Raw genomic sequence first — 20,906 nt, forward strand, 5'->3', positions numbered from 1 at the left:
GTTGTGCTTCCTTTGTTCATGTTGACGTGACTTGGCCAACACACGACTGATTTAGAATATGAGTGAGCTATCCTCTTAGGGTTAAGCTCTAATACTTTGTAGTGTTTCGATTTGGCTTGGCTGTGCACTATCTTCACCAAACCAAGAGAGTTCATCGGCTAACGAGACCACCTCACCGACAACAATCAGTGATGGCGACTGCGCATCTTTGGCCATCTCCGGTAGTGTTGCCAAAGTGCCACGTAAGACCTTTTGGGTTGCCTGTGTCCCACGCTCAATAATGGCAACAGGTACACTTGAACTTCGGCCGTGTTCAATAAGTTGCGACTGGATATAGTCAGATTTCATTAGCCCCATGTAGATAACGAGAGTCTGATTGCCGCGCGCCAGCGTTGACCAATCCATATCATCGCTGTCCGGTTTTAGGTGCCCGGTGACAAACAGCGCCGATTGCGCGTAGTCTCGATGAGTTAGGGGGATACCTGCGTATGCCGTCGCGCCAGCGGCTGCGGTAATACCCGGCACCACTTGGAATCGAATGCCTGCTGATGCGAGAACTTGCAGCTCTTCACCACCACGGCCAAATACAAACGGATCGCCACCTTTAATACGAACGACTTTATGACCGCTCTGGGCAAACTCGACCAACAGTTGATTGGTTTTTTCTTGAGGAACGCTGTGATGACCAGCTCTTTTGCCCACACAAACTAAAATAGTACTATCTGGTACCAGCGCCATAATTTCTTCAGAAACAAGATAGTCATAGAGCACGACGTCAGCTTGTTGTAGCAGGTTTAATGCTTTTATGGTCAGTAGTTCAGGATCGCCTGGACCGGCACCGATTAAAGCCACCTCGCCTTTGTTGAGCTGTGATTTGGCTAGCCTTGGCTTATCTTGGCTGCTAACCAAAGTGGGTGTACTTCCTTTGCCCGGCTGGTTAGTAAAAGTTGGGGTCATAATGGCAATCCTTCGCATATCGAATGATGGCATTATGACCACTCGCCTATATTACTTGAAATTCTAAAATTTCATTTTTTATTCCAAAAGTCACTAAAGAAGCTATTTAGCCTGAAAAATATGGTCAAATTTCGAGCTAACTCGCCGCATGGAACCGCTATCAGTTGTAGTCTTACTAGTAAAGGTGAGAGATCGGTATCAGAACCCCAGTAAGTAATAAATGCAGATCACACTTTTATAGCCATAGAAACATTTCTTACATCACAAATTGATACACTTAGCGAGTTTTTGAATCACCCTCGAATTAGAAGGATATGAAGATGAAAGTGGCAGTGACCCCAATTTCTATCGCTGTGCTAGGCGGGATGCTTGCAATGGCGAGCCCAGCGATGGCTGAAGAGATCAAGTTAAGAATTATCGAAACGACGGACATTCATACTAATGTTATGGATTACGACTACTACAAGGATAAGCCGTCGCAGAAAATCGGCCTGACTCGCGCTGCTACTTTGGTAAAAGAAGCTCGTGGTGAGGTAACGAACAGCGTATTGGTGGATAACGGTGACCTACTTCAAGGTAGCCCAATGGGCGACTACATGGCATCGAAAGGGATTAAGCCAGGTGAAATCCACCCGGTTTACAAAGCCATGAACCAGCTTGACTACGATGTGGGTAACATCGGTAACCATGAGTTTAACTATGGCCTTGAGTTCCTTAAAACCTCACTGGAAGGCGCTAACTTCCCTTACATCAGCGCTAACGTATTTGATAAAAAAACCGGTGACCACTACTTCAAGCCTTACCTAATCAAAACCCATACGTTCAAAGACACCGATGGCAATGCACACGACGTGAAAGTTGGCTACATTGGCTTCGTACCACCTCAAATCATGGTGTGGGATAAGAAAAACCTCGAAGGCAAAGTGTTCGCTGAAGACATCAAAGCTTCCGCTGAAAAGTTAGTGCCACAAATGAAGAAAGAAGGTGCGGACATTATCGTTGCTATCCCGCACTCAGGCGTTTCAAGCGATCCGTATAAAGCCGGCGCAGAGAACTCGACTTACTACCTTTCTGAAGTAGAAGCATCGATGCGATTGCGTTTGGTCACTCTCACGCAGTATTCCCAGGTAAAGGCTTTGACAATATCCAAGGTGTCGACAATGAAAAAGGCACCATTAATGGTGTTGCTGCAGTAATGCCAGGACGTTGGGGTAGTCACGTGGGCGTAATGGATCTGGTACTTGAGCAAGACGGTGATAGCTGGAAAGTGGCTGATGCGCAAACAGAAGCTCGTCCTATCTTCGACGCTGCTAACAAAAAGCCAATTGCTAAAGCAGACCAAGGTATTGTCGATGCGGTTAAAGGCGATCACAGTGCTACACGTGATTTCGTTAACCAACCGATTGGTAAAGCGAATGACGTGATGTACAGCTTCTTAGCGCTGGTTCAAGATGATCCTACGGTACAGATCGTTAACCTTGCACAGAAAGACTATGTAGAAACCATGATCCAAGGCGATCCGGATCTTGATGGTCTGCCAGTGCTGTCTGCTGCTGCGCCATTTAAAGCGGGCGGCCGTAAGAACGATCCAGCTAACTTTACCGAAGTAGAATCGGGTCAACTTACGTTCCGTAACGCAGCCGACCTATACCTATACCCAAATACGCTTGTAGCGTTGAAAGTAACGGGTAAAGAAGTGAAGGAATGGTTGGAGTGTTCTGCAGGTCAGTTCAAACAAATCGATGCAAACTCTAACAAGCCACAATCACTGATCGATTGGGATGGTTTCCGTACCTACAACTTTGATGTGATGGATGGCGTTGAATACCAAATCGATGTCACTAAACCAGCCCGTTATGACGGCAATTGCAAACTGCTAGACGAAGGTAGCGAGCGTATCCTTGGTTTGACTTATAACGGCAAACCAATCGACATGAAGCAAACCTTCATCATTGCGACCAATAACTACCGTGCATACAGCAACAAGTTCCCTGGTACTGGTAGCGACTTTATCGCATTTGATTCTCCAGATGAAAACCGTTCTATCGTTGCTAACTACATCTCGAAAGTAAGCAAAGAGAAAGGTGAAGTGACGCCAAGTGCGGACAACAACTGGTCATTTGCGCCAATTAGCACAAGCGCTAAGCTGGACGTGCGTTTTGAAACCTCTCCATCAGAGAAAGCGGCGCAATTTATCAGCGACAAAGGTCAATACCCAATGAAAAAGGTCGCGACTGACGATGTTGGTTTCGCGGTTTACCAGATCGACTTACAAAAATAAGCTGATCTAAATTTAGTATCATCTTATTGAATCTAGCCACGCGTAATGCGTGGCTTTTTTATTCGCCTCGGTTTAGTCTAAGAACGATAGGCCGCTGTTCGCAATAAAGAGAAATACATCATGATTATCTGGAAGACAAAAACGTTCACTGAACTCAACACGACTGAGCTATATGAGTTGATCAAACTGCGCGTCGATGTGTTTGTGGTAGAACAAACCTGTCCTTATCCAGAATTGGATAACAAAGACCAGATCGAAGGCGTACACCATTTACTGGGTTACCAAGGTGATGAACTCGTCGCTTGTGCGCGATTGTTACCAAAAGGCACTACGTACAAACAAGTAAGTATTGGCCGTGTCGCGACAAAGCAGACGCATAGAGGGGGTGGTCTAGGGCATGACCTATTGGTGCAAGCAAAACTCGAGTGTGAGCGTCTGTGGCCTAACGAGAGCATCCAAATCGGAGCGCAATCTCACTTGCAAGGTTACTATTCAAAACATGGCTTTAGTGCCTGCTCGGATGAATACCTAGAAGATGATATCCCTCATATTGACATGAGGCTTCTAAAATAATCGTGACTTAAACAGTGACGAATAGAGCAAAAAAGGGGCTTGCGAGCCCCTTCTTATCTTTTTCTATTTACTGCGACCAAATCCGCCATCAGACAAGCGGAAGAACATGATCGACTGGTCACCACGCTCAATCTGCAAGATATCTAAGCTGCCCTCTTCATTGAACTTAAATCGAATTAGCTGACCTTGCTTAATTCGGCTTAGTGGTTTGTCGCTGCCTTCAATGCGTGCCAACGCATTCAAGTCTGCCATCGGCAATTGGTTGGTGCGGAATACGCGCGCGAGCGTGTCACCCTTTTTCACCGTGTACTCGCGCCAATCCGTTTCTACTCGCTCTTCCACGTTAACCTGCGACGACTGCTCACTCAATGGCGCGGTATTGACGCTGACTGCGACGCGTTGATTGGTAGGGGTCACTTGAGGCGCCTCAGCTTTTTGGCCTGGCAAAAGCATCAACACAATAACAACAGGAATGAGAACGCTCAAAACCCTTCTATGTAGACGCGGCAAACGTTGCCATAACGCCTTAGCCTTATCACGTATCGCAGACAGTCGAGACAAATCGATTTGCTTTAGACGCGATAAATCCAGCGCTTGCCACTTTTCTTTCAGCACTTGAACGTGGTCAACTTTTTGCTTTTTACGGTGACGACGATTCATTCCCATTGGTCTCCTACTACACAACCGTCTCAGTTTAAGAAAACCTGCGTTCAGAGTATAGAAAAATCGCAGGTCTGCTAATTTATAACCGCCTAATGTCACAAGTTTAACAACCAAAACGAATTAATTGGTAAAAGTTGGTTAGAGCGTTTCGGTTTAAAGCCAGAACTGGTATGCTTTCGTCTTCATTCGAATAGCAAGAGAGACCGTCATGTCTGACGTGAAATTAGAAACTGTAGAACAGAAAGCAAGCTATGGTATTGGTCTACAAATGGGCCAACAACTAGCAGGTAGCGGCTAGAAGGTCTAAACGTAGATGCAATCGCTAAAGGTATTGCAACTGCACTAACTGGTGACATGCCAGAAATCGAAATTGACGAGATCAACAACGCACTGCAAGAGCTACACACTCGCGCAGAAGCACTACGTCAAGAAGCGGCAAAAGCAGCGGCAGCTGACGGCGAAGCGTTCCTAAAAGACAACGCACTTCGTTCAGAAGTAACGGTTCTTGAGTCTGGTCTTCAATACGAAGTGATCACTGAAGGTACTGGCGAAATCCCATCTGCAGACAAAACTGTACGCGTTCACTACCACGGTGAGCTAACAGACGGTACTGTATTCGACAGCTCTGTATCTCGCGGTCAACCTGCTGAGTTCCCAGTGACTGGCGTAATCAAAGGCTGGGTTGAAGCACTTCAACTAATGCCTGTAGGTTCTAAGTGGAAACTGTACATTCCTCAAGACCTAGCATACGGTGAGCGCGGCGCAGGTGCAGCGATTCCTCCGTTTGCAGCACTAGTATTCGAAGTTGAGCTACTAGACATCATCGCTTAATCTCATCTCTGATACTCAGTTTTTAAAAGCAGTGACTCGTCACTGCTTTTTTATTGTCTAATCTTAACGGGATAGACAATAAAATGGACGGTATTATGAGAACTCTTCTAGCCCTTTCTACGGCACTACTCATTTCAGCACCAGCGCACGCTGCACTTGACCTTTCAAGCGTATCCACTGACGATGCAAGCGGTTTACTCTCTAGTGCAAACTCAATGATGAACGCAAAAGATTCACCAGTCGTTAATGACTTAGCCAGCAATCTTTCTATATCCCCTGAACAAGCGACAACTGGCGTAGGCGCGCTACTCTCTCTTGCACAAAGTTCACTCGGTTCAGATCAGCAGAGTGAGCTGAACTCCCTGATTCCCGGAATGGATTCGCTAACAAGCAGCGGTCTTCTCTCGTCAATACAAGATATGGACAGTGTAAAAAGTGCCTTCTCATCCGTGGGTTTAGACCCGTCGATGATTTCACAGTTTGCACCGGTCGTATTGGATTACCTGGGCTCACAAGGGGCAAGTTCAGGTCTTTTGGAATCACTGACATCATTATGGCAGTAAAGGGGAGAGGCGATTTCAAAATAGCAGATAGCAAAAAGCCGAGCATAAATGCTCGGCTTTTTTAGTTCTACGAACTTTACTGATTACTCAGCAGCAGCTTCTTCAGATGCTTCTGGGCGATCAACTAGCTCAATGTAAGCCATTGGAGCTTTATCGCCAGCACGGAAGCCAGCTTTTAGGATACGAGTGTAACCGCCCTGACGAGCAGCAAAACGTGGACCTAGTTCGTTGAATAGTTTCGCAACTACTTCGTTATCACGAGTACGTGCAAATGCTAGACGACGGTTAGCAACACTGTCAGTCTTAGCTAGTGTAATCAAAGGCTCAACTACGCGACGTAGCTCTTTTGCTTTAGGCAATGTAGTCTTGATTACTTCATGACGTACAAGAGAGCTAGCCATATTGCTGAACATCGCTTTGCGATGGCTGCTGTTGCGGTTGAGTTGACGACCACTCTTACGATGGCGCATGACCTAATCCTTCTAACTAGTATCGATTAATCTTCAGCGATAGACGCTGGTGGCCAGTTTTCTAGGCGCATGCCCAGAGACAGACCACGTGATGCAAGTACGTCTTTAATCTCGGTAAGAGATTTTTTACCAAGGTTTGGCGTTTTAAGTAGCTCAACCTCAGTACGCTGTACAAGATCACCGATGTAGTGAATCGCTTCTGCTTTTAGACAGTTAGCAGAGCGAACTGTTAGTTCAAGATCGTCTACAGGACGCAGTAGAATAGGATCGAACTCCGGCTTCTCTTCCTTCTCCTCAGGAACACGTACATCACGAAGATCTACGAATGCATCCAATTGCTCAGCTAGGATAGTAGCTGCGCGACGGATAGCTTCCTCAGGTTCTAGAGTACCGTTCGTTTCCATATCGATAACGAGCTTGTCTAGGTCAGTACGTTGCTCAACACGTGCCGCTTCTACAGCGTAGGCAATTTTGTCTACTGGGCTGTAAGTTGCGTCAACGAGCAAACGACCGATTGGACGCTCATCTTCTTCAGTATGGATACGAGCTGAAGCTGGAACGTAACCACGACCACGTTCAACTTTGATTCGCATAGAAATCTCAGCGTTGTCATCCGTTAGGTGACAAATAACGTGTTCTGGGTTAGCGATCTCTACATCACCATCATGGGTGATGTCACCTGCAACAACAGGGCCTGAGCCTGATTTGTTTAGTGTAATAAACACTTCATCTTTGCCTTCAGCAACGCGAACAGCTAGACCTTTCAGGTTAAGAAGAATCTCTAGGATATCTTCTTGTACACCTTCTTTAGTGCTGTACTCGTGCAGAACGCCTTCGATTTCAACTTCAGTCACTGCACAACCTGGCATTGACGAAAGCAAAATACGGCGAAGCGCATTACCTAGAGTGTGACCAAAGCCACGCTCTAATGGCTCAAGAGTTACTTTTGCGTGTGTCGTGCTAACTTGTTCGATGTCAACAAGACGTGGCTTAAGAAATTCTGTTACAGAACCCTGCATTGTGTCCTCTCTTTAGTTTAAACCTTACTTAGAGTAAAGCTCGACGATCAAGTGTTCGTTAATGTCAGCAGATAGATCTGAACGCTCAGGCATACGCTTGAATGTACCTTCCATCTTGCCAGCATCTACTTCAATCCAAGTTGGTTTTTCACGTTGTTCAGCAACTTCTAGAGCTGCTTTAATACGAGCTTGCTGTTTAGCCTTCTCGCGGATAGAAACAACGTCGTTAGCCGCAACTTTGAATGAAGGAACGTTTACAACTTTACCGTTAACTAGGATAGCTTTGTGGCTAACTAGCTGACGTGCTTCTGCGCGAGTAGCGCCAAAGCCCATGCGGTAAACTACGTTATCTAGACGACCTTCAAGAAGCTGAAGTAGGTTTTCACCAGTGTTGCCTTTAAGGCGAGCTGCTTCTTTGTAGTAGTTACGGAATTGTTTTTCTAGAACGCCGTAGATACGACGAACTTTTTGCTTCTCACGAAGCTGAACGCCATACTCAGATAGACGACCGCGACGAGCGCCGTGTACACCTGGTGCGTTATCGATTTTACACTTGGTATCGATCGCGCGTACGCCTGACTTAAGGAATAAGTCTGTACCTTCGCGACGGCTAAGCTTCAGCTTAGGACCCAAATATCTTGCCATGATTCTTCTCCAATTATCCTAGAAACGTTATACGCGACGTTTCTTAGGTGGACGACAACCGTTATGAGGGATTGGTGTCGCGTCAACGATGTTCGTGATGCGGAAACCAGCAGCGTTCAGTGCACGAACAGTAGATTCGCGACCTGGACCTGGACCCTTAACCATAACTTCCAAGTTCTTTAGACCGTATTCTTTAGCCATTTCAGCACAACGCTCAGCAGCAACCTGTGCAGCGAACGGAGTAGACTTACGAGAACCGCGGAAACCTGAACCACCTGCAGTAGCCCATGCTAGAGCGTTACCTTGACGGTCAGTAATAGTTACGATTGTGTTATTGAAAGAAGCATGGATGTGCGCAACGCCATCTGCAACTTGCTTGCGAACGCGCTTACGCGCGCGAGTTGGTTGTTTAGCCATTGTACTCTACCTTCCCGATTATTTCTTGATCGGCTTACGCGGACCCTTACGGGTGCGAGCGTTGGTTTTAGTACGCTGTCCACGTAGTGGTAGACTGCGACGATGACGAAGACCACGGTAACAGCCAAGGTCCATAAGACGCTTGATGTTCATTGATACTTCACGACGTAGATCACCTTCTACAGTGTACTTAGCTACACCATCACGCAGTTGATCGATCTGCTCTTCAGTTAGTTCACTGATCTTAACATCTTCAGCAATACCCACTTCAGCTAGGATAGCTTGAGAGCGAGTTTTACCGATGCCGTAGATCGCAGTTAGTGCGATTACAGCGTGTTTCTGATCAGGAATGTTAATGCCTGCTATACGGGCCATTATTCACTCCTAGTGTTTCTTAAAAGAATAGCCGCAGCAAAGCCCGTTATGGATACGCTGCGGAGTGCTACTTCTTTTGCACGCAAAAGGTAGGCCGAGGAATATACTCGACCATACCTTATATTTCAAGTAAAAATTTCTGCTTAATTAGCCTTGGCGCTGTTTGTGCTTTGGCTCACTGCTACAGATAACACGCACAACACCGTTGCGCTTGATAACTTTACAGTTACGGCAGATTTTTTTAACGGAAGCACGAACTTTCATTGCTAAACTCCGTAGATGAAATCTGAGACTACCGCCGAATTAACGGCCGTAACCTTTCAGATTTGCTTTCTTCAACACAGAATCATACTGTTGTGACATCAGATGAGTCTGTACCTGTGCCATAAAGTCCATAATGACTACCACTACGATAAGTAGTGAAGTACCGCCGAAGTAGAAACGTACGTTCCACGCGACCATCATGAACTCGGGAATCAGACAAATAAAGGTAATGTATAGAGCACCAGCAAGGGTTAGTCTAGTCATTACTTTATCAATGTATTTCGCTGTCTGCTCACCTGGCGGATGCCGGGTACGAATGCACCTGACTTCTTCAAGTTATCTGCTGTTTCACGCGGATTGAAAACAAGAGCCGTGTAGAAGAAACAGAAGAAAATAATCGCTGCTGCATAAAGCATTACATACAGCGGTTGACCTGGGCTAAGAGCCAATGACACGTCAGTTAACCAACCGAACGCGCTGCTCTCACCATTCTGACCAAACCACTGAGCCAGTGTTCCTGGGAACAGGATAATGCTTGAAGCAAAGATTGCTGGAATAACACCTGCCATGTTGATTTTCAACGGTAGGTGTGTGCTTTGTGCAGCGAAAACCTTACGGCCTTGTTGGCGCTTAGCGTAGTTAACGACGATACGACGTTGACCACGTTCCATAAACACCACAAAGTAAATCACTGCGAAAGCAAGTACAGCAATCAACAGCAGAAGAAGTACGTGCAGTTCACCTTGACGCGCTTGCTCGATTGTTTGACCGATTGCCGAAGGCAATCCAGCAACAATACCTGCAAAAATTAGAATGGAAATACCATTACCAATTCCACGCTCTGTAATTTGTTCACCTAACCACATTAGGAACATGGTACCAGTTACTAAACTTACGGTTGCAATTAGCGTAAACATGGTTTGGTTGATAACAACCAGATTATTGACCATGTTTGGAAGGCCAGTTGCGATACCTATTGCCTGGAATGTTGCAAGTACAAGCGTACCATAACGCGTATATTGGCTGATCTTACGACGCCCTGCCTCACCCTCTTTCTTGAGTTCGGCTAACGCTGGATGAACTACCGTTAGCAACTGGACAACAATCGACGCCGAAATATACGGCATGATGCCCAGTGCTAAAATAGATGCACGCTCTAATGCACCACCGGAGAACATGTTAAACATTTCTACGATGGTACCTTTTTGCTGTTCGAACAAATCGGCAAGTACAGCTGCGTCAATACCAGGGATCGGCACAAAAGAGCCGGCACGGAACACTAAAAGTGCGCCTATCACGAATAAAAGTCTAGACTTAAGTTCGTTTAAGCCATTCTTTGCACTACTAAAATCTTGTCCTGGTTTCTTAGCCATCTGTACCTCATCCCTCGAGATTATTCCTCGATTTTACCGCCTGCAGCTTCGATTGCAGCTTTAGCGCCTTTAGTCACGCGTAGACCTTTAACAGTCACAGCTTTGTTGATTTCACCTGAAAGAACAACTTTAACAAATTCGATGTTCTTAGTGATAACGTTAGCTGCTTTAAGGCTGTTTAGGTCAACAACGTCACCAGTTACTTTCGCTAGCTCAGCTAGACGAACTTCAGCAGACACTAGGCTCTTACGAGAAGTGAAACCGAATTTTGGTAGACGCTGTTTCAAAGGCATTTGACCGCCTTCAAAACCTGGACGAACGCTGCCGCCAGAGCGTGATTTTTGACCTTTGTGGCCACGGCCACCAGTTTTACCTAGGCCAGAACCGATACCACGACCTACGCGCTTCTTAGAAGGCTTAGAACCCGCAGCCGGTGATAGAGTATTCAAACGCATTCTGATTACTCCTCAACTTTAACCATGTAGTAAACCTTGTTGATCATACCGCGAACGCACGGAGTATCTTCAAGTTCTACTGTGTGGTTGATTTTACGAAGGCCAAGACCTTTAAGACACGCTTTGTGCTTAGGTAGGCGACCAATTGAGCTCTTAGTTTGAGTTACTTTGATAGTTGCCATGGTGTTCTTACTCCGAAATAGATTCAACAGTTAGACCACGTTTAGCAGCAACCATTTCTGGTGACTTCATGCTACCTAGAGCGTCGATCGTTGCACGAACGATGTTGATAGGGTTCGTAGAACCGTATGCTTTAGATAGTACGTTGTGTACACCTGCAACTTCTAGTACTGCACGCATCGCACCACCTGCGATAACACCCGTACCTTCTGCTGCTGGCTGCATGTAAACTTTAGAGCCAGAGTGGCGACCTTTCACCGGGTGGTGAAGAGTGCCTTCGTTAAGCGCGATCGTAGTCATGTTACGACGTGCTTTTTCCATTGCTTTTTGAATCGCAGCAGGTACTTCACGAGCTTTGCCGTAACCGAAACCTACACGACCGTTACCGTCACCAACTACTGTTAGTGCAGTGAAGCTCATGATTCGACCACCTTTAACCGTCTTAGAAACACGGTTAACGGCGATTAGCTTTTCTTGCAAATCACTAGCTTGTTGTTGTTCTTTAGCCATCTTCCAACCCTACCTTAGAATTTCAGACCAGCTTCGCGAGCAGATTCTGCTAGCGCCGCTACTCGACCGTGGTATTGGAAACCAGAACGATCGAATGCAACAGCAGATACGCCTTTCTCAAGCGCGCGCTCAGCAACAGCTTTACCTACTGCTTTAGCTGCATCGATGTTACCAGTACTCTTAACTTCTTCACGAATTGCTTTTTCTACCGTAGAAGCGGCTGCGATTACTTCAGAGCCGTTCGCTGCGATTACTTGAGCGTAAACGTGACGAGGAGTACGGTGTACTACTAGGCGAGTTGCACCCAGTTCTGCAATCTTACGACGTGCACGTGTAGCACGACGGATGCGAGATGCTTTCTTATCCATAGTGTTACCTTACTTCTTCTTAGCTTCTTTAGTACGCACATTTTCATCTGCGTAACGAACACCTTTACCTTTGTAAGGCTCAGGCTCACGGTAAGAACGAATGTCAGCCGCTACTTGACCAACTAGTTGCTTGTCACAACCAGTGATCACGATTTCAGTTTGGCTAGGACATTCAGCTTTAATACCCGCTGGCAACTCGTGCTCAACTGGGTGAGAGAAGCCTAGTGTTAGACCTACAGCGTTGCCTTTGATAGCAGCACGGTAACCAACACCTTTAAGAGTTAGCTTCTTAGTAAAGCCTTCAGTAACACCAACAACCATGTTGTTAACTAGTGCACGTGCAGTACCTGCCTGTGCCCATGCGTTAGCAACACCGTCGCGAGGACCGAAAGTAAGGTTGTTCTCTTCTTGCGCAATAACTACAGCGTTGTTTAGAACGCGAGTTAGTTCGCCTTTAGCGCCTTTAACGGTAATTTCTTGACCGTTAAGTTTCACCTCTACGCCAGCTGGAATAGCGACAGGTGCCTTAGCAACACGAGACATAATCTACTCCTATTAAGCTACGTAACAGATGATTTCACCGCCAAGACCTGCTTTGCGAGCAGCGCGGTCTGACATCAGACCCTTGGAAGTAGAAACAACAGCAATACCCAAACCGCCCATCACAGTTGGTAGCGAGTCTTTGTTTTTGTAGACACGCAGACCAGGACGTGAAACACGTTTGATTTGCTCAATTACAGGTTTCGCTTGGAAGTACTTAAGAGTAACTTCTAGCTCTGGTTTTGCTTCGCCTTCAACAGCGAAGTCAACGATGTAACCTTCAGCTTTCAGTAGTGCAGCAATTGCAACTTTAAGCTTTGAAGAAGGCATTTTAACAGCAACTTTGTTTGCTGCTTGACCGTTACGAATGCGGGTCAGCATATCCGAAATCGGATCTTGCATGCTCATACGATTTACTCCAAATGATTAAGTGGCAATTACCAGCTAGCCTTACGAAGTCCAGGAATCTCGCCTTTCATGCAAGCTTCACGAACTTTGATACGGCTTAGACCGAACTTACGTAGGTAACCGTGTGGACGACCAGTTTGGTTACAACGGTTGCGCTGACGTGATGCACTTGAATCACGTGGAAGAGATTGCAGCTTAAGAACTGCATTCCAACGATCTTCTTCAGATGCGTTTACATCGCTGATGATAGCTTTTAGAGCTGAGCGCTTTTCAGCAAACTTAGCTACTAGCTTCGCGCGTTTTGCTTCGCGCGCTTTCATTGATTGTTTAGCCATAACAGTAACCCTTCACCTTACTTACGGAATGGGAAGTTAAAGGCAGCCAGCAGAGCTCGGCCTTCCTCATCGTTTGCAGCAGACGTCGTAATAGTGATGTCTAGGCCACGAACACGGTCTACTTTATCGTAGTCGATTTCCGGGAAGATGATTTGCTCGCGAACGCCCATGCTGTAGTTACCGCGTCCGTCAAAAGACTTAGCGCTAACGCCACGGAAGTCACGTACACGTGGAAGTGCGATAGAGATTAAACGCTCTAAAAATTCCCACATACGTTCGCCACGCAAGGTTACTTTACAACCAATTGGGTAGCCTTCACGAATTTTGAAACCTGCAACAGATTTACGCGCTTTAGTGATAAGAGGCTTTTGACCAGAGATCGTTGCCATATCAGCTGCTGCGTTTTCTAGCAGTTTCTTATCGTTGATTGCTTCACCAACGCCCATGTTTAGGGTGATTTTCTCAATCCTAGGGACTTGCATGACGCTTGAGTAGTTGAATTGTTTGGTCAATTCAGCAACTACAGACGACTTGTAGTAATCATGCAGTTTCGCCATAGTAGAACTCCAAATTACTTTCTATTAGTTAGAAACAGTTTCGCCGTTAGACTTGAAGAAACGAACTTTCTTGCCATCTTCGATACGGAAACCGATGCGGTCAGCTTTACCAGTAGCCGCGTTAAAGATTGCAACGTTAGAAGCGTCAATTGCTGCTTCTTGCTCAACGATGCCACCTTGTTGACCTAGAGCCGGTTGAGGCTTTTGGTGCTTCTTAACAAGGTTGATACCTTCAACGATAACTTTACCAGTTGCTAGAACCTTAGTTACTTTACCTTTCTTGCCTTTATCTTTACCAGCAAGAACGATTACTTCGTCATTACGACGGATTTTAGCTGCCATTTTATAGCTCCTTACAGTACTTCAGGTGCTAGTGAAACAATTTTCATGAATTTCGCGTTACGAAGTTCACGAGTCACTGGACCAAAGATACGTGTGCCGACTGGTTGCTCAGTAGTGTCGTTCAACAATACACAAGCATTACGGTCGAAGCGAATGACAGAACCGTCTGGACGACGTACGCCTTTACGGGTGCGAACTACTACCGCCTTCAGAACATCACCTTTTTTAACTTTACCGCGAGGAATTGCTTCTTTCACAGTAACTTTGATGATGTCGCCGATGTGTGCGTAACGACGGTGTGAGCCACCCAGAACCTTAATACACATTACCTTGCGCGCGCCAGAGTTATCTGCTGCGTCAAGTGTACTTTGCATTTGGATCATTGTTAGTGCTCCGCTAAATATTAAAAACTAGACCCTCTCGGGTCGGGCTGCCTCTTTAAAGGGACGCGAATTGTACCACCCTTTTTTGTGATTGGGTAGACAAAAAATAAGCGGCCCCAAAAATAATTTGGAGCCGCTTGATTTCGCTATAGAAAAACGATTAAATTTTCGCTTTTTCTACGATGCTTACCAAAGTCCAAGACTTAGTCTTAGACAGTGGACGGCACTCACGAACTTCAACTGTGTCGCCAATGCCACACTCGTTGTTTTCGTCATGTGCGTGTAGTTTAGTCGTACGCTTTACGAATTTACCGTAAATTGGGTGCTTAACCATGCGTTCGATTGCAACAACAATAGACTTGTCGCCTTTGTTGCTAATTACACGACCTTGTTGAGTACGGATTTGTTCGCTCATTATGCGCCTGCCTTCTCAGTCAAAACAGTTTTCACACGTGCGATATCACGGCGTACAGCTTTCAGAGTATGAGTTTGCTGTAGCTGACCAGTTGCAGCTTGCATGCGCAAGTTGAACTGTTCACGTAGCAAATTCAAAAGCTCAGCGTTAAGCTCTTCAACGTTTTTTTCGCGTAGATCTTGTGCTTTCATCACATCACCTGCTTAGTTACAAATGTAGTTTTGAACGGCAGTTTGCGAGCCGCTAGGCGGAACGCTTCACGTGCCAACTCTTCAGGTACACCGTCCATTTCGTACATAACCTTACCAGGTTGGATTTGGGCTACCCAGTACTCAACGTTACCTTTACCCTTACCTTGACGAACTTCTAGTGGTTTTTCTGTGATAGGCTTGTCTGGGAATACACGAATCCAGATTTTACCTTGACGCTTAACGTGACGCGTCATTGCACGACGAGCCGCTTCGATCTGACGAGCAGTAAGACGACCACGACCAACAGCCTTAAGACCGAATGTGCCGAAGCTTACGTCTGTACCTTTAGCTAGACCACGGTTGCGACCAGTCTGAACCTTACGGAACTTAGTACGTTTAGGTTGTAGCATCTGTCGACTCCTTACTTACGGCCTTTGCGCTGCTTCTTAGGCTTATCGCCTTTTGGCTCTACAGCGTTAGCTGCTGGCATACCGCCTAGAATCTCACCTTTGAAGATCCAAACTTTAATGCCGATCACACCGTATTGAGTGTGAGCCGAAGAAGTTGCGTAATCAATGTCAGCACGTAGAGTGTGTAGAGGCACACGGCCTTCACGGTACCACTCAGAACGTGCGATTTCAGCGCCGCCTAGACGACCGCTTACTTCCACTTTGATACCTTTAGCGCCAAGACGCATAGCATTTTGTACCGCACGCTTCATAGCACGACGGAACATAACACGACGCTCAAGTTGAGACGCGATGCTATCAGCCACAAGTTGGCCGTCTAGCTCAGGCTTACGTACTTCAGCGATGTTAATTTGCGCTGGTACACCTGCGATTTTAGCTACAGCTGCGCGTAGCTTCTCAACGTCTTCACCTTTCTTACCGATAACAACGCCAGGACGAGCAGTGTGAATAGTCACACGGATGCTCTTAGCTGGACGCTCGATAACGATACGTGAAAGAGACGCTTTTGCTAGTTCCTTAGTAAGGAACTGACGTACCTTGAAGTCGCCGTCTAGGTTGTCAGCGAAATCTTTGGTGTTAGCAAACCATGTAGCATTCCAAGGCTTAACGATGCCAAGACGAATACCATTAGGATGTACTTTCTGACCCATTGCTTATCTCCTAGTCTTAAGCGTCTGCAACAACAACAGTGATGTGGCAAGAACGCTTCAAGATACGGTCGGCACGGCCTTTAGCACGAGGCATAATACGCTTCATGATAGGGCCTTCATCTACGAAGATTTTTGCGACTGAAAGATCGTCGATATCTGCACCTTCGTTGTGTTCCGCATTCGCGATTGCTGATTCAAGAACTTTCTTAACTAGTTCAGCAGCTTTTTTGTTGCTGAAAGTTAGTAGTTCAAGAGCTTGATCCACGCTTTTACCGCGGATTTGGTCTGCAACTAAGCGAGCTTTCTGTGGAGAAATACGAGCAAAGTTATGTTTAGCGATAGCTTCCATCATCTACTCCTTATTTCTTCTTAGCTTTCTTATCCGCAGCGTGGCCGCGGTAAGTGCGAGTTGGTGCAAATTCACCCAGTTTGTGACCGATCATTTCTTCGGTAACGAAAACTGGTACGTGCTGACGACCATTATGGACAGCGATGGTCAAACCAATCATTGATGGGATGATCATTGAACGACGGGACCAAGTCTTAACAGGCTTTTTGTCTCCGCTTTCCACCGCTTTCTCTACCTTCTTCAGCAAGTGTAGGTCAATAAAAGGACCTTTCTTGAGAGAACGTGGCATGGCGATTCCTCTTTATAGATTACTTGTTACGACGACGTACGATGTACTTGTCAGTGCGCTTGTTCTTACGAGTCTTAAAGCCTTTAGTTGGCTGACCCCAAGGAGATACTGGGTGACGACCACCAGAAGTACGGCCTTCACCACCACCGTGTGGGTGGTCTACCGGGTTCATTACCACACCGCGAACGGTTGGACGAACACCGCGCCAGCGGCTAGCACCAGCTTTACCTAGTTCACGTAGCATGTGCTCAGCATTACCAACTTCACCGATTGTTGCACGGCCTTCTGATAGTACTTTGCGCATTTCGCCAGAACGTAGGCGTAGAGTTACATATGCACCATCGCGAGCGATGATTTGTGCGTATGCACCTGCAGAACGAGCAATTTGTGCACCTTTACCAGGTTTTAGTTCAACACAGTGAACAGTAGAACCTACTGGGATGTTGCGCATTGGCAGAGTGTTACCTGCTTTGATAGGCGCATCAACACCAGATTGGATTTGGTCACCCGCTTGGATGCCTTTTGGTGCAATGATGTAGCGACGCTCACCGTCTGCGTACAGAACTAGAGCGATGTTTGCGCTACGGTTTGGATCGTATTCTAGGCGCTCAACTTTCGCTGGGATGCCATCTTTAGTACGTTTGAAGTCAACCAAACGGTAATGATGCTTGTGACCACCACCGATGTGACGTACTGTGATACGACCGTTGTTGTTACGACCACCGTTCTTAGAGTTTTTCTCTAGAAGTGGAGCGTAAGGCTTACCTTTGTGAAGGTCAGCATTAACAACTTTAACTACGTGACGACGACCAGGGGAAGTCGGCTTACATTTAACAATAGCCATTGTTTAACTCTCCTGTTATTCCGCACCGCCAACGAAGTCAAGATCTTGACCTTCCGCCAGAGTCACATACGCCTTCTTAACGTCGCTGCGGCGACCTTGACGTAGACCTTGACGTTTAGTCTTACCCTTAAGAACAAGAGTATTTACAGACTTAACTTCAACTTCAAATAGCTTTTCTACAGCTGCTTTGATCTCTTTCTTAGTTGCATCTTTCGCTACTTTGAAAACGATAGTGTTCGCTTTCTCAGCTGCCATAGTTGCTTTTTCAGAGATGTGCGGAGCACGTAGAACTTTTAGGATACGCTCTTCAGTGATCATGCTAGCATCTCCTCAACTTGTTTAACTGCAGCAGCAGTAATAACAACTTTGTCGAACGCGATTAGAGAAACTGGGTCAATACCAGCTACGTCACGTGCGTCAACTTTGTATAGGTTACGAGCAGCTAGGAATAGATTCTCATCTACTTCACTAGTCACGATAAGCGCATCTGTTAGCTCAAGCTCTTTAAGCTTAGCTACAAGCTCTTTAGTTTTTGGAGCTTCTACAGAGAAGTTATCAACAACGATTAGACGCTCTTGACGAACTAGCTCAGAAAGAATGCTCTTCATAGCACCGCGGTACATTTTCTTGTTAACTTTTTGGCTGTGATCTTGTGGTTTCGCAGCAAAAGTAACACCACCTGTACGCCAGATTGGGCTACGAATTGTACCAGCACGTGCACGGCCAGTACCTTTTTGACGCCATGGCTTAGCGCCACCGCCAGATACTTCAGAACGAGTCTTTTGAGCGCGAGTACCTTGACGAGCACCTGCTGCATAAGCAACAACTACTTGGTGTACAAGAGCTTCGTTGAAGTCACGTCCGAAAGTAGTCTCGGAAACAGTTAGTGCATCAGCACCTTTAACCATCAATTCCATTACTTACTCCTAGACGTTAAGCTTTAATAGCTGGTTTAACGATCACGTTGCCGCCTGTTGAGCCTGGTACTGCACCTTTGATAAGAAGCAGATTGCGCTCAGCGTCAACACGTACGATCTCTAGGTTTTGAGTCGTTACACGCTCAGCACCCATGTGACCTGCCATTTTTTTGCCTTTAAATACGCGACCTGGAGTTTGGCACTGACCAATTGAACCCGGAGCACGGTGAGACAAAGAGTTACCGTGAGTAGCATCTTGAGTAGAGAAGTTCCAACGCTTAACAGCGCCTTGGAAGCCTTTACCTTTAGAAGTACCAGTAACGTCTACTTTTTTAACGTCGTTGAATAGTTCTACGTTTAGCTCAGCGCCAACTTCGAACTCTTCGCCGTTTTCCAAACGGAATTCCCAAAGACCGCGACCTGCTTCAACACCTGCTTTCGCAAAGTGGCCAGCTTCTGGCTTAGAAACACGGCTAGCTTTCTTAGCACCTGCAGTTACCTGGATTGCTGCATAACCGTCAGTTTCAAGTGTACGTACTTGAGTTACACGGTTCGCTTCAACCTCAACAACTGTTACAGGGATAGAAACGCCTTCTTCGGTAAAAATGCGGGTCATACCCACTTTACGTCCGACTAGACCAATCATTCTTCTAATCTCCCTTAACCTAGGCTGATTTGAACATCAACGCCAGCAGCAAGATCAAGACGCATTAGAGCGTCAACAGTTTTGTCTGTTGGCTCAACGATGTCGATCAAACGCTTGTGAGTACGGATTTCGTACTGGTCACGTGCATCTTTGTTGACGTGTGGAGAGATAAGAACAGTGAAACGCTCTTTACGAGTAGGTAGTGGAATTGGACCACGAACCTGTGCGCCGGTACGCTTAGCTGTTTCAACGATTTCCGCAGTCGACTGGTCGATTAGTTTATAATCGAAAGCCTTTAGGCGGATACGAATACGTTGGTTCTGCATGAGACAGAGCTCCAATAATTAAAAATTACACAAACAATATCGCCACTCATACTCGCTAAGGCGAGAGAATGCCGATTGATTTATGTGAAACCGTAGCACTCTGATTGAGCGCATTGTCAGCTAATTTTCGATTCACTCAACTGCGTGGCAGAGAGTCAATTGTATTAACTGCGAACATAAGCTGAGTCTACGTTACTAAGCACTTGCCGAGGCAAATTGCTTACTCCTCTTTGCTCATTGGTTCACAACTGAACTAAGTCAGTGGGCGGTATTATACAGATCACAAAACGGGATGCAATAGGTGGGGAAAAATAAACGAATTTACTTTTAGGGTCTAGCTGGAACGCGCCAGACCCTGATTAGAGCGCCCTACTCTTCGTCAACAAACTGAGCTTGAAGATAGTTTTCAATGCCCACTTTCTCGATAAGTCCAAGCTGGGTTTCGAGCCAATCCACATGCTCTTCTTCGTCTTCTAGGATATCTTGAAACAGATCACGAGAGACGAAGTCACGACTATCCTCGGCGTAAGCGATCGCATCTTTTAAGTCAGGTATTGCCATCATTTCGAGTTTAAGGTCACACTCCAACATCTCCTTTGTATCCTCACCAACCATGAGCTTACCTAGATCTTGCAAATTGGGTATGCCTTCTAAGAACAAAATCCGCTCAATCAGATGATCGGCGTGTTTCATTTCATCAATAGATTCGTGGTATTCCTTATCGGCCAGGTGCTTTAAGCCCCAGTCTTTGTACATTCTTGCGTGTAGGAAATATTGATTGATGGCAACGAGTTCGTTACCGAGAATTTTGTTGAGATGTTGAATGATGATTGGATCGCCTTTCATGACAAAGCCCTCCTCTTTGGCTCAGTATTAACTGTAGAACCAATTGGGGAGGTGTCAAAGTCACCGGGCGAAGGTTTGGGGTTAGCTTACTTTTGCAAACTGCATCGCCTGTGTTTCGCTTAAGATTTCTTTTGCTTGTTTAACGCATTTACCACATTGAGAGCCAAGTGACGTGCACTTTCTGATGGTACGCATATCGGTGATGCCTTGCTCGATAGCGAGCTTACGCAATTTTTTATCAGAGATGCCGTGGCATAAACAAACAAACATAATACAACCTTTCACAATTCACGCAGAAGAATATAAACGAGAATTGTTAGCATTACCAGTGCTATTTATATCCAATTTGCCCTAACTGAGGTAAGTCTCTGAAGCGACGTTAAATTTATTTTCACATAAAAAAAGAGGAGCCTAAGCTCCTCTTTTCGCGTTTACTGCGATTATCAACTAAAGA

Annotated in this window: 33 protein-coding genes and 3 pseudogenes; 4 read left to right on the top strand and 32 right to left on the bottom strand. The window is 46.0% G+C overall.

The window, feature by feature from the left end; genetic code table 11:
* Nucleotides 1–81: 81 nt before the first annotated feature.
* The gene (gene cobA, locus TZ48_RS24050) at nt 82–957 is read right to left on the bottom strand and encodes a uroporphyrinogen-III C-methyltransferase (RefSeq protein ID WP_112481244.1); all 876 of its coding nucleotides are present in this window, start codon (nt 955–957) and stop codon (nt 82–84) included.
* Between the two features lie 320 nt (nt 958–1,277).
* Here cobA and cpdB point away from each other — a divergent pair.
* Nucleotides 1,278–3,238, top strand: a pseudogene (cpdB, locus tag TZ48_RS24055) (2',3'-cyclic-nucleotide 2'-phosphodiesterase).
* 120 nt (nt 3,239–3,358) lie between these two features.
* Nucleotides 3,359–3,811 (top strand): GNAT family N-acetyltransferase, encoded by a 453-nt coding sequence (locus TZ48_RS24060; RefSeq protein ID WP_112481246.1) that lies wholly within the window; start codon nt 3,359–3,361, stop codon nt 3,809–3,811.
* A gap of 63 nt (nt 3,812–3,874) precedes the next feature.
* On the opposite strand, the gene TZ48_RS24065 is transcribed toward TZ48_RS24060, so the two are convergent.
* Nucleotides 3,875–4,471 carry a LysM-like peptidoglycan-binding domain-containing protein gene (locus TZ48_RS24065; RefSeq protein WP_112481248.1) on the bottom strand — a complete coding sequence of 199 codons (597 nt, stop codon included), beginning with the start codon at nt 4,469–4,471 and terminating at the stop codon, nt 3,875–3,877.
* A 211-nt stretch (nt 4,472–4,682) separates the two neighbouring features.
* On the opposite strand from TZ48_RS24065, the pseudogene TZ48_RS24070 reads away from it, so the two are divergent.
* Together TZ48_RS24070 and TZ48_RS24075 are read left to right on the top strand one after the other, a co-directional pair.
* Nucleotides 4,683–5,305, top strand: a pseudogene (locus TZ48_RS24070) (FKBP-type peptidyl-prolyl cis-trans isomerase).
* A 92-nt stretch (nt 5,306–5,397) separates the two neighbouring features.
* Nucleotides 5,398–5,868: a DUF2780 domain-containing protein gene (locus TZ48_RS24075; protein ID WP_420822983.1), complete on the top strand. Its 471-nt coding sequence runs from the start codon at nt 5,398–5,400 to the stop codon at nt 5,866–5,868.
* Nucleotides 5,869–5,951: 83 nt separating this feature from the next.
* On the opposite strand, the gene rplQ is transcribed toward TZ48_RS24075, so the two are convergent.
* From rplQ to TZ48_RS24225, 30 genes and pseudogenes are all read right to left on the bottom strand, one after another.
* Complete coding sequence (gene rplQ / locus TZ48_RS24080) at nt 5,952–6,338, bottom strand: 50S ribosomal protein L17 (protein ID WP_031493230.1); 387 nt, start codon at nt 6,336–6,338, stop codon at nt 5,952–5,954.
* A 26-nt stretch (nt 6,339–6,364) separates the two neighbouring features.
* Nucleotides 6,365–7,357, bottom strand: a complete 993-nt coding sequence (locus tag TZ48_RS24085) for a DNA-directed RNA polymerase subunit alpha (RefSeq protein ID WP_042478691.1) — start codon at nt 7,355–7,357, stop codon at nt 6,365–6,367.
* A 24-nt stretch (nt 7,358–7,381) separates the two neighbouring features.
* Nucleotides 7,382–8,002: a 30S ribosomal protein S4 gene (gene rpsD / locus TZ48_RS24090; protein ID WP_031493229.1), complete on the bottom strand. Its 621-nt coding sequence runs from the start codon at nt 8,000–8,002 to the stop codon at nt 7,382–7,384.
* Between the two features lie 27 nt (nt 8,003–8,029).
* Complete coding sequence (gene rpsK / locus TZ48_RS24095; protein WP_001118870.1) at nt 8,030–8,419, bottom strand: 30S ribosomal protein S11; 390 nt, start codon at nt 8,417–8,419, stop codon at nt 8,030–8,032.
* A gap of 18 nt (nt 8,420–8,437) precedes the next feature.
* On the bottom strand, nt 8,438–8,794 hold the full coding sequence (rpsM, locus tag TZ48_RS24100) for a 30S ribosomal protein S13 (protein WP_005450559.1): 357 nt from the start codon (nt 8,792–8,794) through the stop codon (nt 8,438–8,440).
* A 147-nt stretch (nt 8,795–8,941) separates the two neighbouring features.
* On the bottom strand, nt 8,942–9,058 hold the full coding sequence (gene rpmJ / locus TZ48_RS24105) for a 50S ribosomal protein L36 (protein WP_042478686.1): 117 nt from the start codon (nt 9,056–9,058) through the stop codon (nt 8,942–8,944).
* A gap of 39 nt (nt 9,059–9,097) precedes the next feature.
* Nucleotides 9,098–10,431 (bottom strand): annotated as a pseudogene (secY, locus tag TZ48_RS24110) (preprotein translocase subunit SecY).
* Nucleotides 10,432–10,451: 20 nt separating this feature from the next.
* Nucleotides 10,452–10,886, bottom strand: coding sequence for a 50S ribosomal protein L15 (rplO, locus tag TZ48_RS24115; protein WP_021712509.1), 435 nt, complete (start codon nt 10,884–10,886; stop codon nt 10,452–10,454).
* Nucleotides 10,887–10,891: 5 nt separating this feature from the next.
* Nucleotides 10,892–11,068: a 50S ribosomal protein L30 gene (rpmD, locus tag TZ48_RS24120; RefSeq protein WP_004410429.1), complete on the bottom strand. Its 177-nt coding sequence runs from the start codon at nt 11,066–11,068 to the stop codon at nt 10,892–10,894.
* 7 nt (nt 11,069–11,075) lie between these two features.
* Nucleotides 11,076–11,576 carry a 30S ribosomal protein S5 gene (gene rpsE / locus TZ48_RS24125; protein WP_042478682.1) on the bottom strand — a complete coding sequence of 167 codons (501 nt, stop codon included), beginning with the start codon at nt 11,574–11,576 and terminating at the stop codon, nt 11,076–11,078.
* A gap of 14 nt (nt 11,577–11,590) precedes the next feature.
* Nucleotides 11,591–11,944: a 50S ribosomal protein L18 gene (gene rplR / locus TZ48_RS24130; protein ID WP_038228845.1), complete on the bottom strand. Its 354-nt coding sequence runs from the start codon at nt 11,942–11,944 to the stop codon at nt 11,591–11,593.
* A gap of 9 nt (nt 11,945–11,953) precedes the next feature.
* Nucleotides 11,954–12,487, bottom strand: a complete 534-nt coding sequence (gene rplF, locus TZ48_RS24135) for a 50S ribosomal protein L6 (RefSeq protein ID WP_031496829.1) — start codon at nt 12,485–12,487, stop codon at nt 11,954–11,956.
* A 12-nt stretch (nt 12,488–12,499) separates the two neighbouring features.
* A complete protein-coding gene (gene rpsH / locus TZ48_RS24140) occupies nt 12,500–12,892 on the bottom strand; it encodes a 30S ribosomal protein S8 (protein WP_006075574.1) in 393 nt (130 codons plus the stop codon).
* Nucleotides 12,893–12,921: 29 nt separating this feature from the next.
* Entirely contained in the window at nt 12,922–13,227 is a 306-nt protein-coding gene (rpsN, locus tag TZ48_RS24145) for a 30S ribosomal protein S14 (protein ID WP_004398460.1), read from the bottom strand.
* A gap of 17 nt (nt 13,228–13,244) precedes the next feature.
* Nucleotides 13,245–13,784 (bottom strand): 50S ribosomal protein L5, encoded by a 540-nt coding sequence (gene rplE, locus TZ48_RS24150; protein ID WP_006075572.1) that lies wholly within the window; start codon nt 13,782–13,784, stop codon nt 13,245–13,247.
* 24 nt (nt 13,785–13,808) lie between these two features.
* Nucleotides 13,809–14,126, bottom strand: a complete 318-nt coding sequence (rplX, locus tag TZ48_RS24155; RefSeq protein ID WP_042478676.1) for a 50S ribosomal protein L24 — start codon at nt 14,124–14,126, stop codon at nt 13,809–13,811.
* Between the two features lie 11 nt (nt 14,127–14,137).
* Nucleotides 14,138–14,509, bottom strand: coding sequence for a 50S ribosomal protein L14 (gene rplN / locus TZ48_RS24160; RefSeq protein WP_006075569.1), 372 nt, complete (start codon nt 14,507–14,509; stop codon nt 14,138–14,140).
* 160 nt (nt 14,510–14,669) lie between these two features.
* Nucleotides 14,670–14,924, bottom strand: a complete 255-nt coding sequence (gene rpsQ, locus TZ48_RS24165) for a 30S ribosomal protein S17 (RefSeq protein WP_112481250.1) — start codon at nt 14,922–14,924, stop codon at nt 14,670–14,672.
* Complete coding sequence (gene rpmC, locus TZ48_RS24170) at nt 14,924–15,115, bottom strand: 50S ribosomal protein L29 (protein ID WP_004736737.1); 192 nt, start codon at nt 15,113–15,115, stop codon at nt 14,924–14,926. Before rpmC ends, rpsQ begins: the two co-directional genes overlap by 1 nt.
* Entirely contained in the window at nt 15,115–15,525 is a 411-nt protein-coding gene (rplP, locus tag TZ48_RS24175) for a 50S ribosomal protein L16 (RefSeq protein WP_006075723.1), read from the bottom strand. Before rplP ends, rpmC begins: the two co-directional genes overlap by 1 nt.
* An 11-nt stretch (nt 15,526–15,536) precedes the next feature.
* Nucleotides 15,537–16,235 carry a 30S ribosomal protein S3 gene (rpsC, locus tag TZ48_RS24180; protein ID WP_112481252.1) on the bottom strand — a complete coding sequence of 233 codons (699 nt, stop codon included), beginning with the start codon at nt 16,233–16,235 and terminating at the stop codon, nt 15,537–15,539.
* Between the two features lie 16 nt (nt 16,236–16,251).
* On the bottom strand, nt 16,252–16,584 hold the full coding sequence (gene rplV / locus TZ48_RS24185; protein WP_042478670.1) for a 50S ribosomal protein L22: 333 nt from the start codon (nt 16,582–16,584) through the stop codon (nt 16,252–16,254).
* Between the two features lie 10 nt (nt 16,585–16,594).
* Nucleotides 16,595–16,873, bottom strand: coding sequence for a 30S ribosomal protein S19 (gene rpsS, locus TZ48_RS24190; RefSeq protein ID WP_031495622.1), 279 nt, complete (start codon nt 16,871–16,873; stop codon nt 16,595–16,597).
* A 19-nt stretch (nt 16,874–16,892) separates the two neighbouring features.
* Entirely contained in the window at nt 16,893–17,717 is an 825-nt protein-coding gene (gene rplB / locus TZ48_RS24195) for a 50S ribosomal protein L2 (protein WP_103881810.1), read from the bottom strand.
* 15 nt (nt 17,718–17,732) lie between these two features.
* Complete coding sequence (rplW, locus tag TZ48_RS24200) at nt 17,733–18,035, bottom strand: 50S ribosomal protein L23 (RefSeq protein WP_042502749.1); 303 nt, start codon at nt 18,033–18,035, stop codon at nt 17,733–17,735.
* The gene (gene rplD / locus TZ48_RS24205; RefSeq protein ID WP_042478663.1) at nt 18,032–18,634 is read right to left on the bottom strand and encodes a 50S ribosomal protein L4; all 603 of its coding nucleotides are present in this window, start codon (nt 18,632–18,634) and stop codon (nt 18,032–18,034) included. The genes rplW and rplD overlap by 4 nt, the downstream gene beginning before the upstream one ends.
* A 16-nt stretch (nt 18,635–18,650) precedes the next feature.
* Nucleotides 18,651–19,280 (bottom strand): 50S ribosomal protein L3, encoded by a 630-nt coding sequence (gene rplC / locus TZ48_RS24210; RefSeq protein ID WP_112481254.1) that lies wholly within the window; start codon nt 19,278–19,280, stop codon nt 18,651–18,653.
* Nucleotides 19,281–19,294: 14 nt separating this feature from the next.
* Nucleotides 19,295–19,606 carry a 30S ribosomal protein S10 gene (gene rpsJ, locus TZ48_RS24215; protein WP_031495630.1) on the bottom strand — a complete coding sequence of 104 codons (312 nt, stop codon included), beginning with the start codon at nt 19,604–19,606 and terminating at the stop codon, nt 19,295–19,297.
* Nucleotides 19,607–19,975: 369 nt separating this feature from the next.
* Nucleotides 19,976–20,452 carry a bacterioferritin gene (bfr, locus tag TZ48_RS24220; protein WP_112460407.1) on the bottom strand — a complete coding sequence of 159 codons (477 nt, stop codon included), beginning with the start codon at nt 20,450–20,452 and terminating at the stop codon, nt 19,976–19,978.
* Nucleotides 20,453–20,533: 81 nt separating this feature from the next.
* Complete coding sequence (locus tag TZ48_RS24225; RefSeq protein ID WP_112481256.1) at nt 20,534–20,722, bottom strand: (2Fe-2S)-binding protein; 189 nt, start codon at nt 20,720–20,722, stop codon at nt 20,534–20,536.
* Nucleotides 20,723–20,906 lie beyond the last annotated feature (184 nt).

Source organism: Vibrio variabilis (assembly GCF_003263785.1).
GTDB lineage: Bacteria > Pseudomonadota > Gammaproteobacteria > Enterobacterales > Vibrionaceae > Vibrio > Vibrio variabilis.

Excerpts from the sequence above, each read along its gene's own strand:
- cobA (WP_112481244.1), bottom strand. The coding sequence starts at position 957 with ATGACCCCAACTTTTACTAACCAGCCGGGCAAAGGAAGTACACCCACT.
- TZ48_RS24060 (WP_112481246.1), top strand. The coding sequence starts at position 3,359 with ATGATTATCTGGAAGACAAAAACGTTCACTGAACTCAACACGACTGAG.
- TZ48_RS24065 (WP_112481248.1), bottom strand. The coding sequence starts at position 4,471 with ATGAATCGTCGTCACCGTAAAAAGCAAAAAGTTGACCACGTTCAAGTG.
- rplQ (WP_031493230.1), bottom strand. The coding sequence starts at position 6,338 with ATGCGCCATCGTAAGAGTGGTCGTCAACTCAACCGCAACAGCAGCCAT.
- TZ48_RS24085 (WP_042478691.1), bottom strand. The coding sequence starts at position 7,357 with ATGCAGGGTTCTGTAACAGAATTTCTTAAGCCACGTCTTGTTGACATC.
- rpsD (WP_031493229.1), bottom strand. The coding sequence starts at position 8,002 with ATGGCAAGATATTTGGGTCCTAAGCTGAAGCTTAGCCGTCGCGAAGGT.
- rpsK (WP_001118870.1), bottom strand. The coding sequence starts at position 8,419 with ATGGCTAAACAACCAACTCGCGCGCGTAAGCGCGTTCGCAAGCAAGTT.
- rpsM (WP_005450559.1), bottom strand. The coding sequence starts at position 8,794 with ATGGCCCGTATAGCAGGCATTAACATTCCTGATCAGAAACACGCTGTA.
- rpmJ (WP_042478686.1), bottom strand. The coding sequence starts at position 9,058 with ATGAAAGTTCGTGCTTCCGTTAAAAAAATCTGCCGTAACTGTAAAGTT.
- rplO (WP_021712509.1), bottom strand. The coding sequence starts at position 10,886 with ATGCGTTTGAATACTCTATCACCGGCTGCGGGTTCTAAGCCTTCTAAG.
- rpmD (WP_004410429.1), bottom strand. The coding sequence starts at position 11,068 with ATGGCAACTATCAAAGTAACTCAAACTAAGAGCTCAATTGGTCGCCTA.
- rpsE (WP_042478682.1), bottom strand. The coding sequence starts at position 11,576 with ATGGCTAAAGAACAACAACAAGCTAGTGATTTGCAAGAAAAGCTAATC.
- rplR (WP_038228845.1), bottom strand. The coding sequence starts at position 11,944 with ATGGATAAGAAAGCATCTCGCATCCGTCGTGCTACACGTGCACGTCGT.
- rplF (WP_031496829.1), bottom strand. The coding sequence starts at position 12,487 with ATGTCTCGTGTTGCTAAGGCACCTGTCGCTATTCCAGCTGGCGTAGAG.
- rpsH (WP_006075574.1), bottom strand. The coding sequence starts at position 12,892 with ATGAGCATGCAAGATCCGATTTCGGATATGCTGACCCGCATTCGTAAC.
- rpsN (WP_004398460.1), bottom strand. The coding sequence starts at position 13,227 with ATGGCTAAACAATCAATGAAAGCGCGCGAAGCAAAACGCGCGAAGCTA.
- rplE (WP_006075572.1), bottom strand. The coding sequence starts at position 13,784 with ATGGCGAAACTGCATGATTACTACAAGTCGTCTGTAGTTGCTGAATTG.
- rplX (WP_042478676.1), bottom strand. The coding sequence starts at position 14,126 with ATGGCAGCTAAAATCCGTCGTAATGACGAAGTAATCGTTCTTGCTGGT.
- rplN (WP_006075569.1), bottom strand. The coding sequence starts at position 14,509 with ATGATCCAAATGCAAAGTACACTTGACGCAGCAGATAACTCTGGCGCG.
- rpsQ (WP_112481250.1), bottom strand. The coding sequence starts at position 14,924 with ATGAGCGAACAAATCCGTACTCAACAAGGTCGTGTAATTAGCAACAAA.
- rpmC (WP_004736737.1), bottom strand. The coding sequence starts at position 15,115 with ATGAAAGCACAAGATCTACGCGAAAAAAACGTTGAAGAGCTTAACGCT.
- rplP (WP_006075723.1), bottom strand. The coding sequence starts at position 15,525 with ATGCTACAACCTAAACGTACTAAGTTCCGTAAGGTTCAGACTGGTCGC.
- rpsC (WP_112481252.1), bottom strand. The coding sequence starts at position 16,235 with ATGGGTCAGAAAGTACATCCTAATGGTATTCGTCTTGGCATCGTTAAG.
- rplV (WP_042478670.1), bottom strand. The coding sequence starts at position 16,584 with ATGGAAGCTATCGCTAAACATAACTTTGCTCGTATTTCTCCACAGAAA.
- rpsS (WP_031495622.1), bottom strand. The coding sequence starts at position 16,873 with ATGCCACGTTCTCTCAAGAAAGGTCCTTTTATTGACCTACACTTGCTG.
- rplB (WP_103881810.1), bottom strand. The coding sequence starts at position 17,717 with ATGGCTATTGTTAAATGTAAGCCGACTTCCCCTGGTCGTCGTCACGTA.
- rplW (WP_042502749.1), bottom strand. The coding sequence starts at position 18,035 with ATGATCACTGAAGAGCGTATCCTAAAAGTTCTACGTGCTCCGCACATC.
- rplD (WP_042478663.1), bottom strand. The coding sequence starts at position 18,634 with ATGGAATTGATGGTTAAAGGTGCTGATGCACTAACTGTTTCCGAGACT.
- rplC (WP_112481254.1), bottom strand. The coding sequence starts at position 19,280 with ATGATTGGTCTAGTCGGACGTAAAGTGGGTATGACCCGCATTTTTACC.
- rpsJ (WP_031495630.1), bottom strand. The coding sequence starts at position 19,606 with ATGCAGAACCAACGTATTCGTATCCGCCTAAAGGCTTTCGATTATAAA.
- bfr (WP_112460407.1), bottom strand. The coding sequence starts at position 20,452 with ATGAAAGGCGATCCAATCATCATTCAACATCTCAACAAAATTCTCGGT.
- TZ48_RS24225 (WP_112481256.1), bottom strand. The coding sequence starts at position 20,722 with ATGTTTGTTTGTTTATGCCACGGCATCTCTGATAAAAAATTGCGTAAG.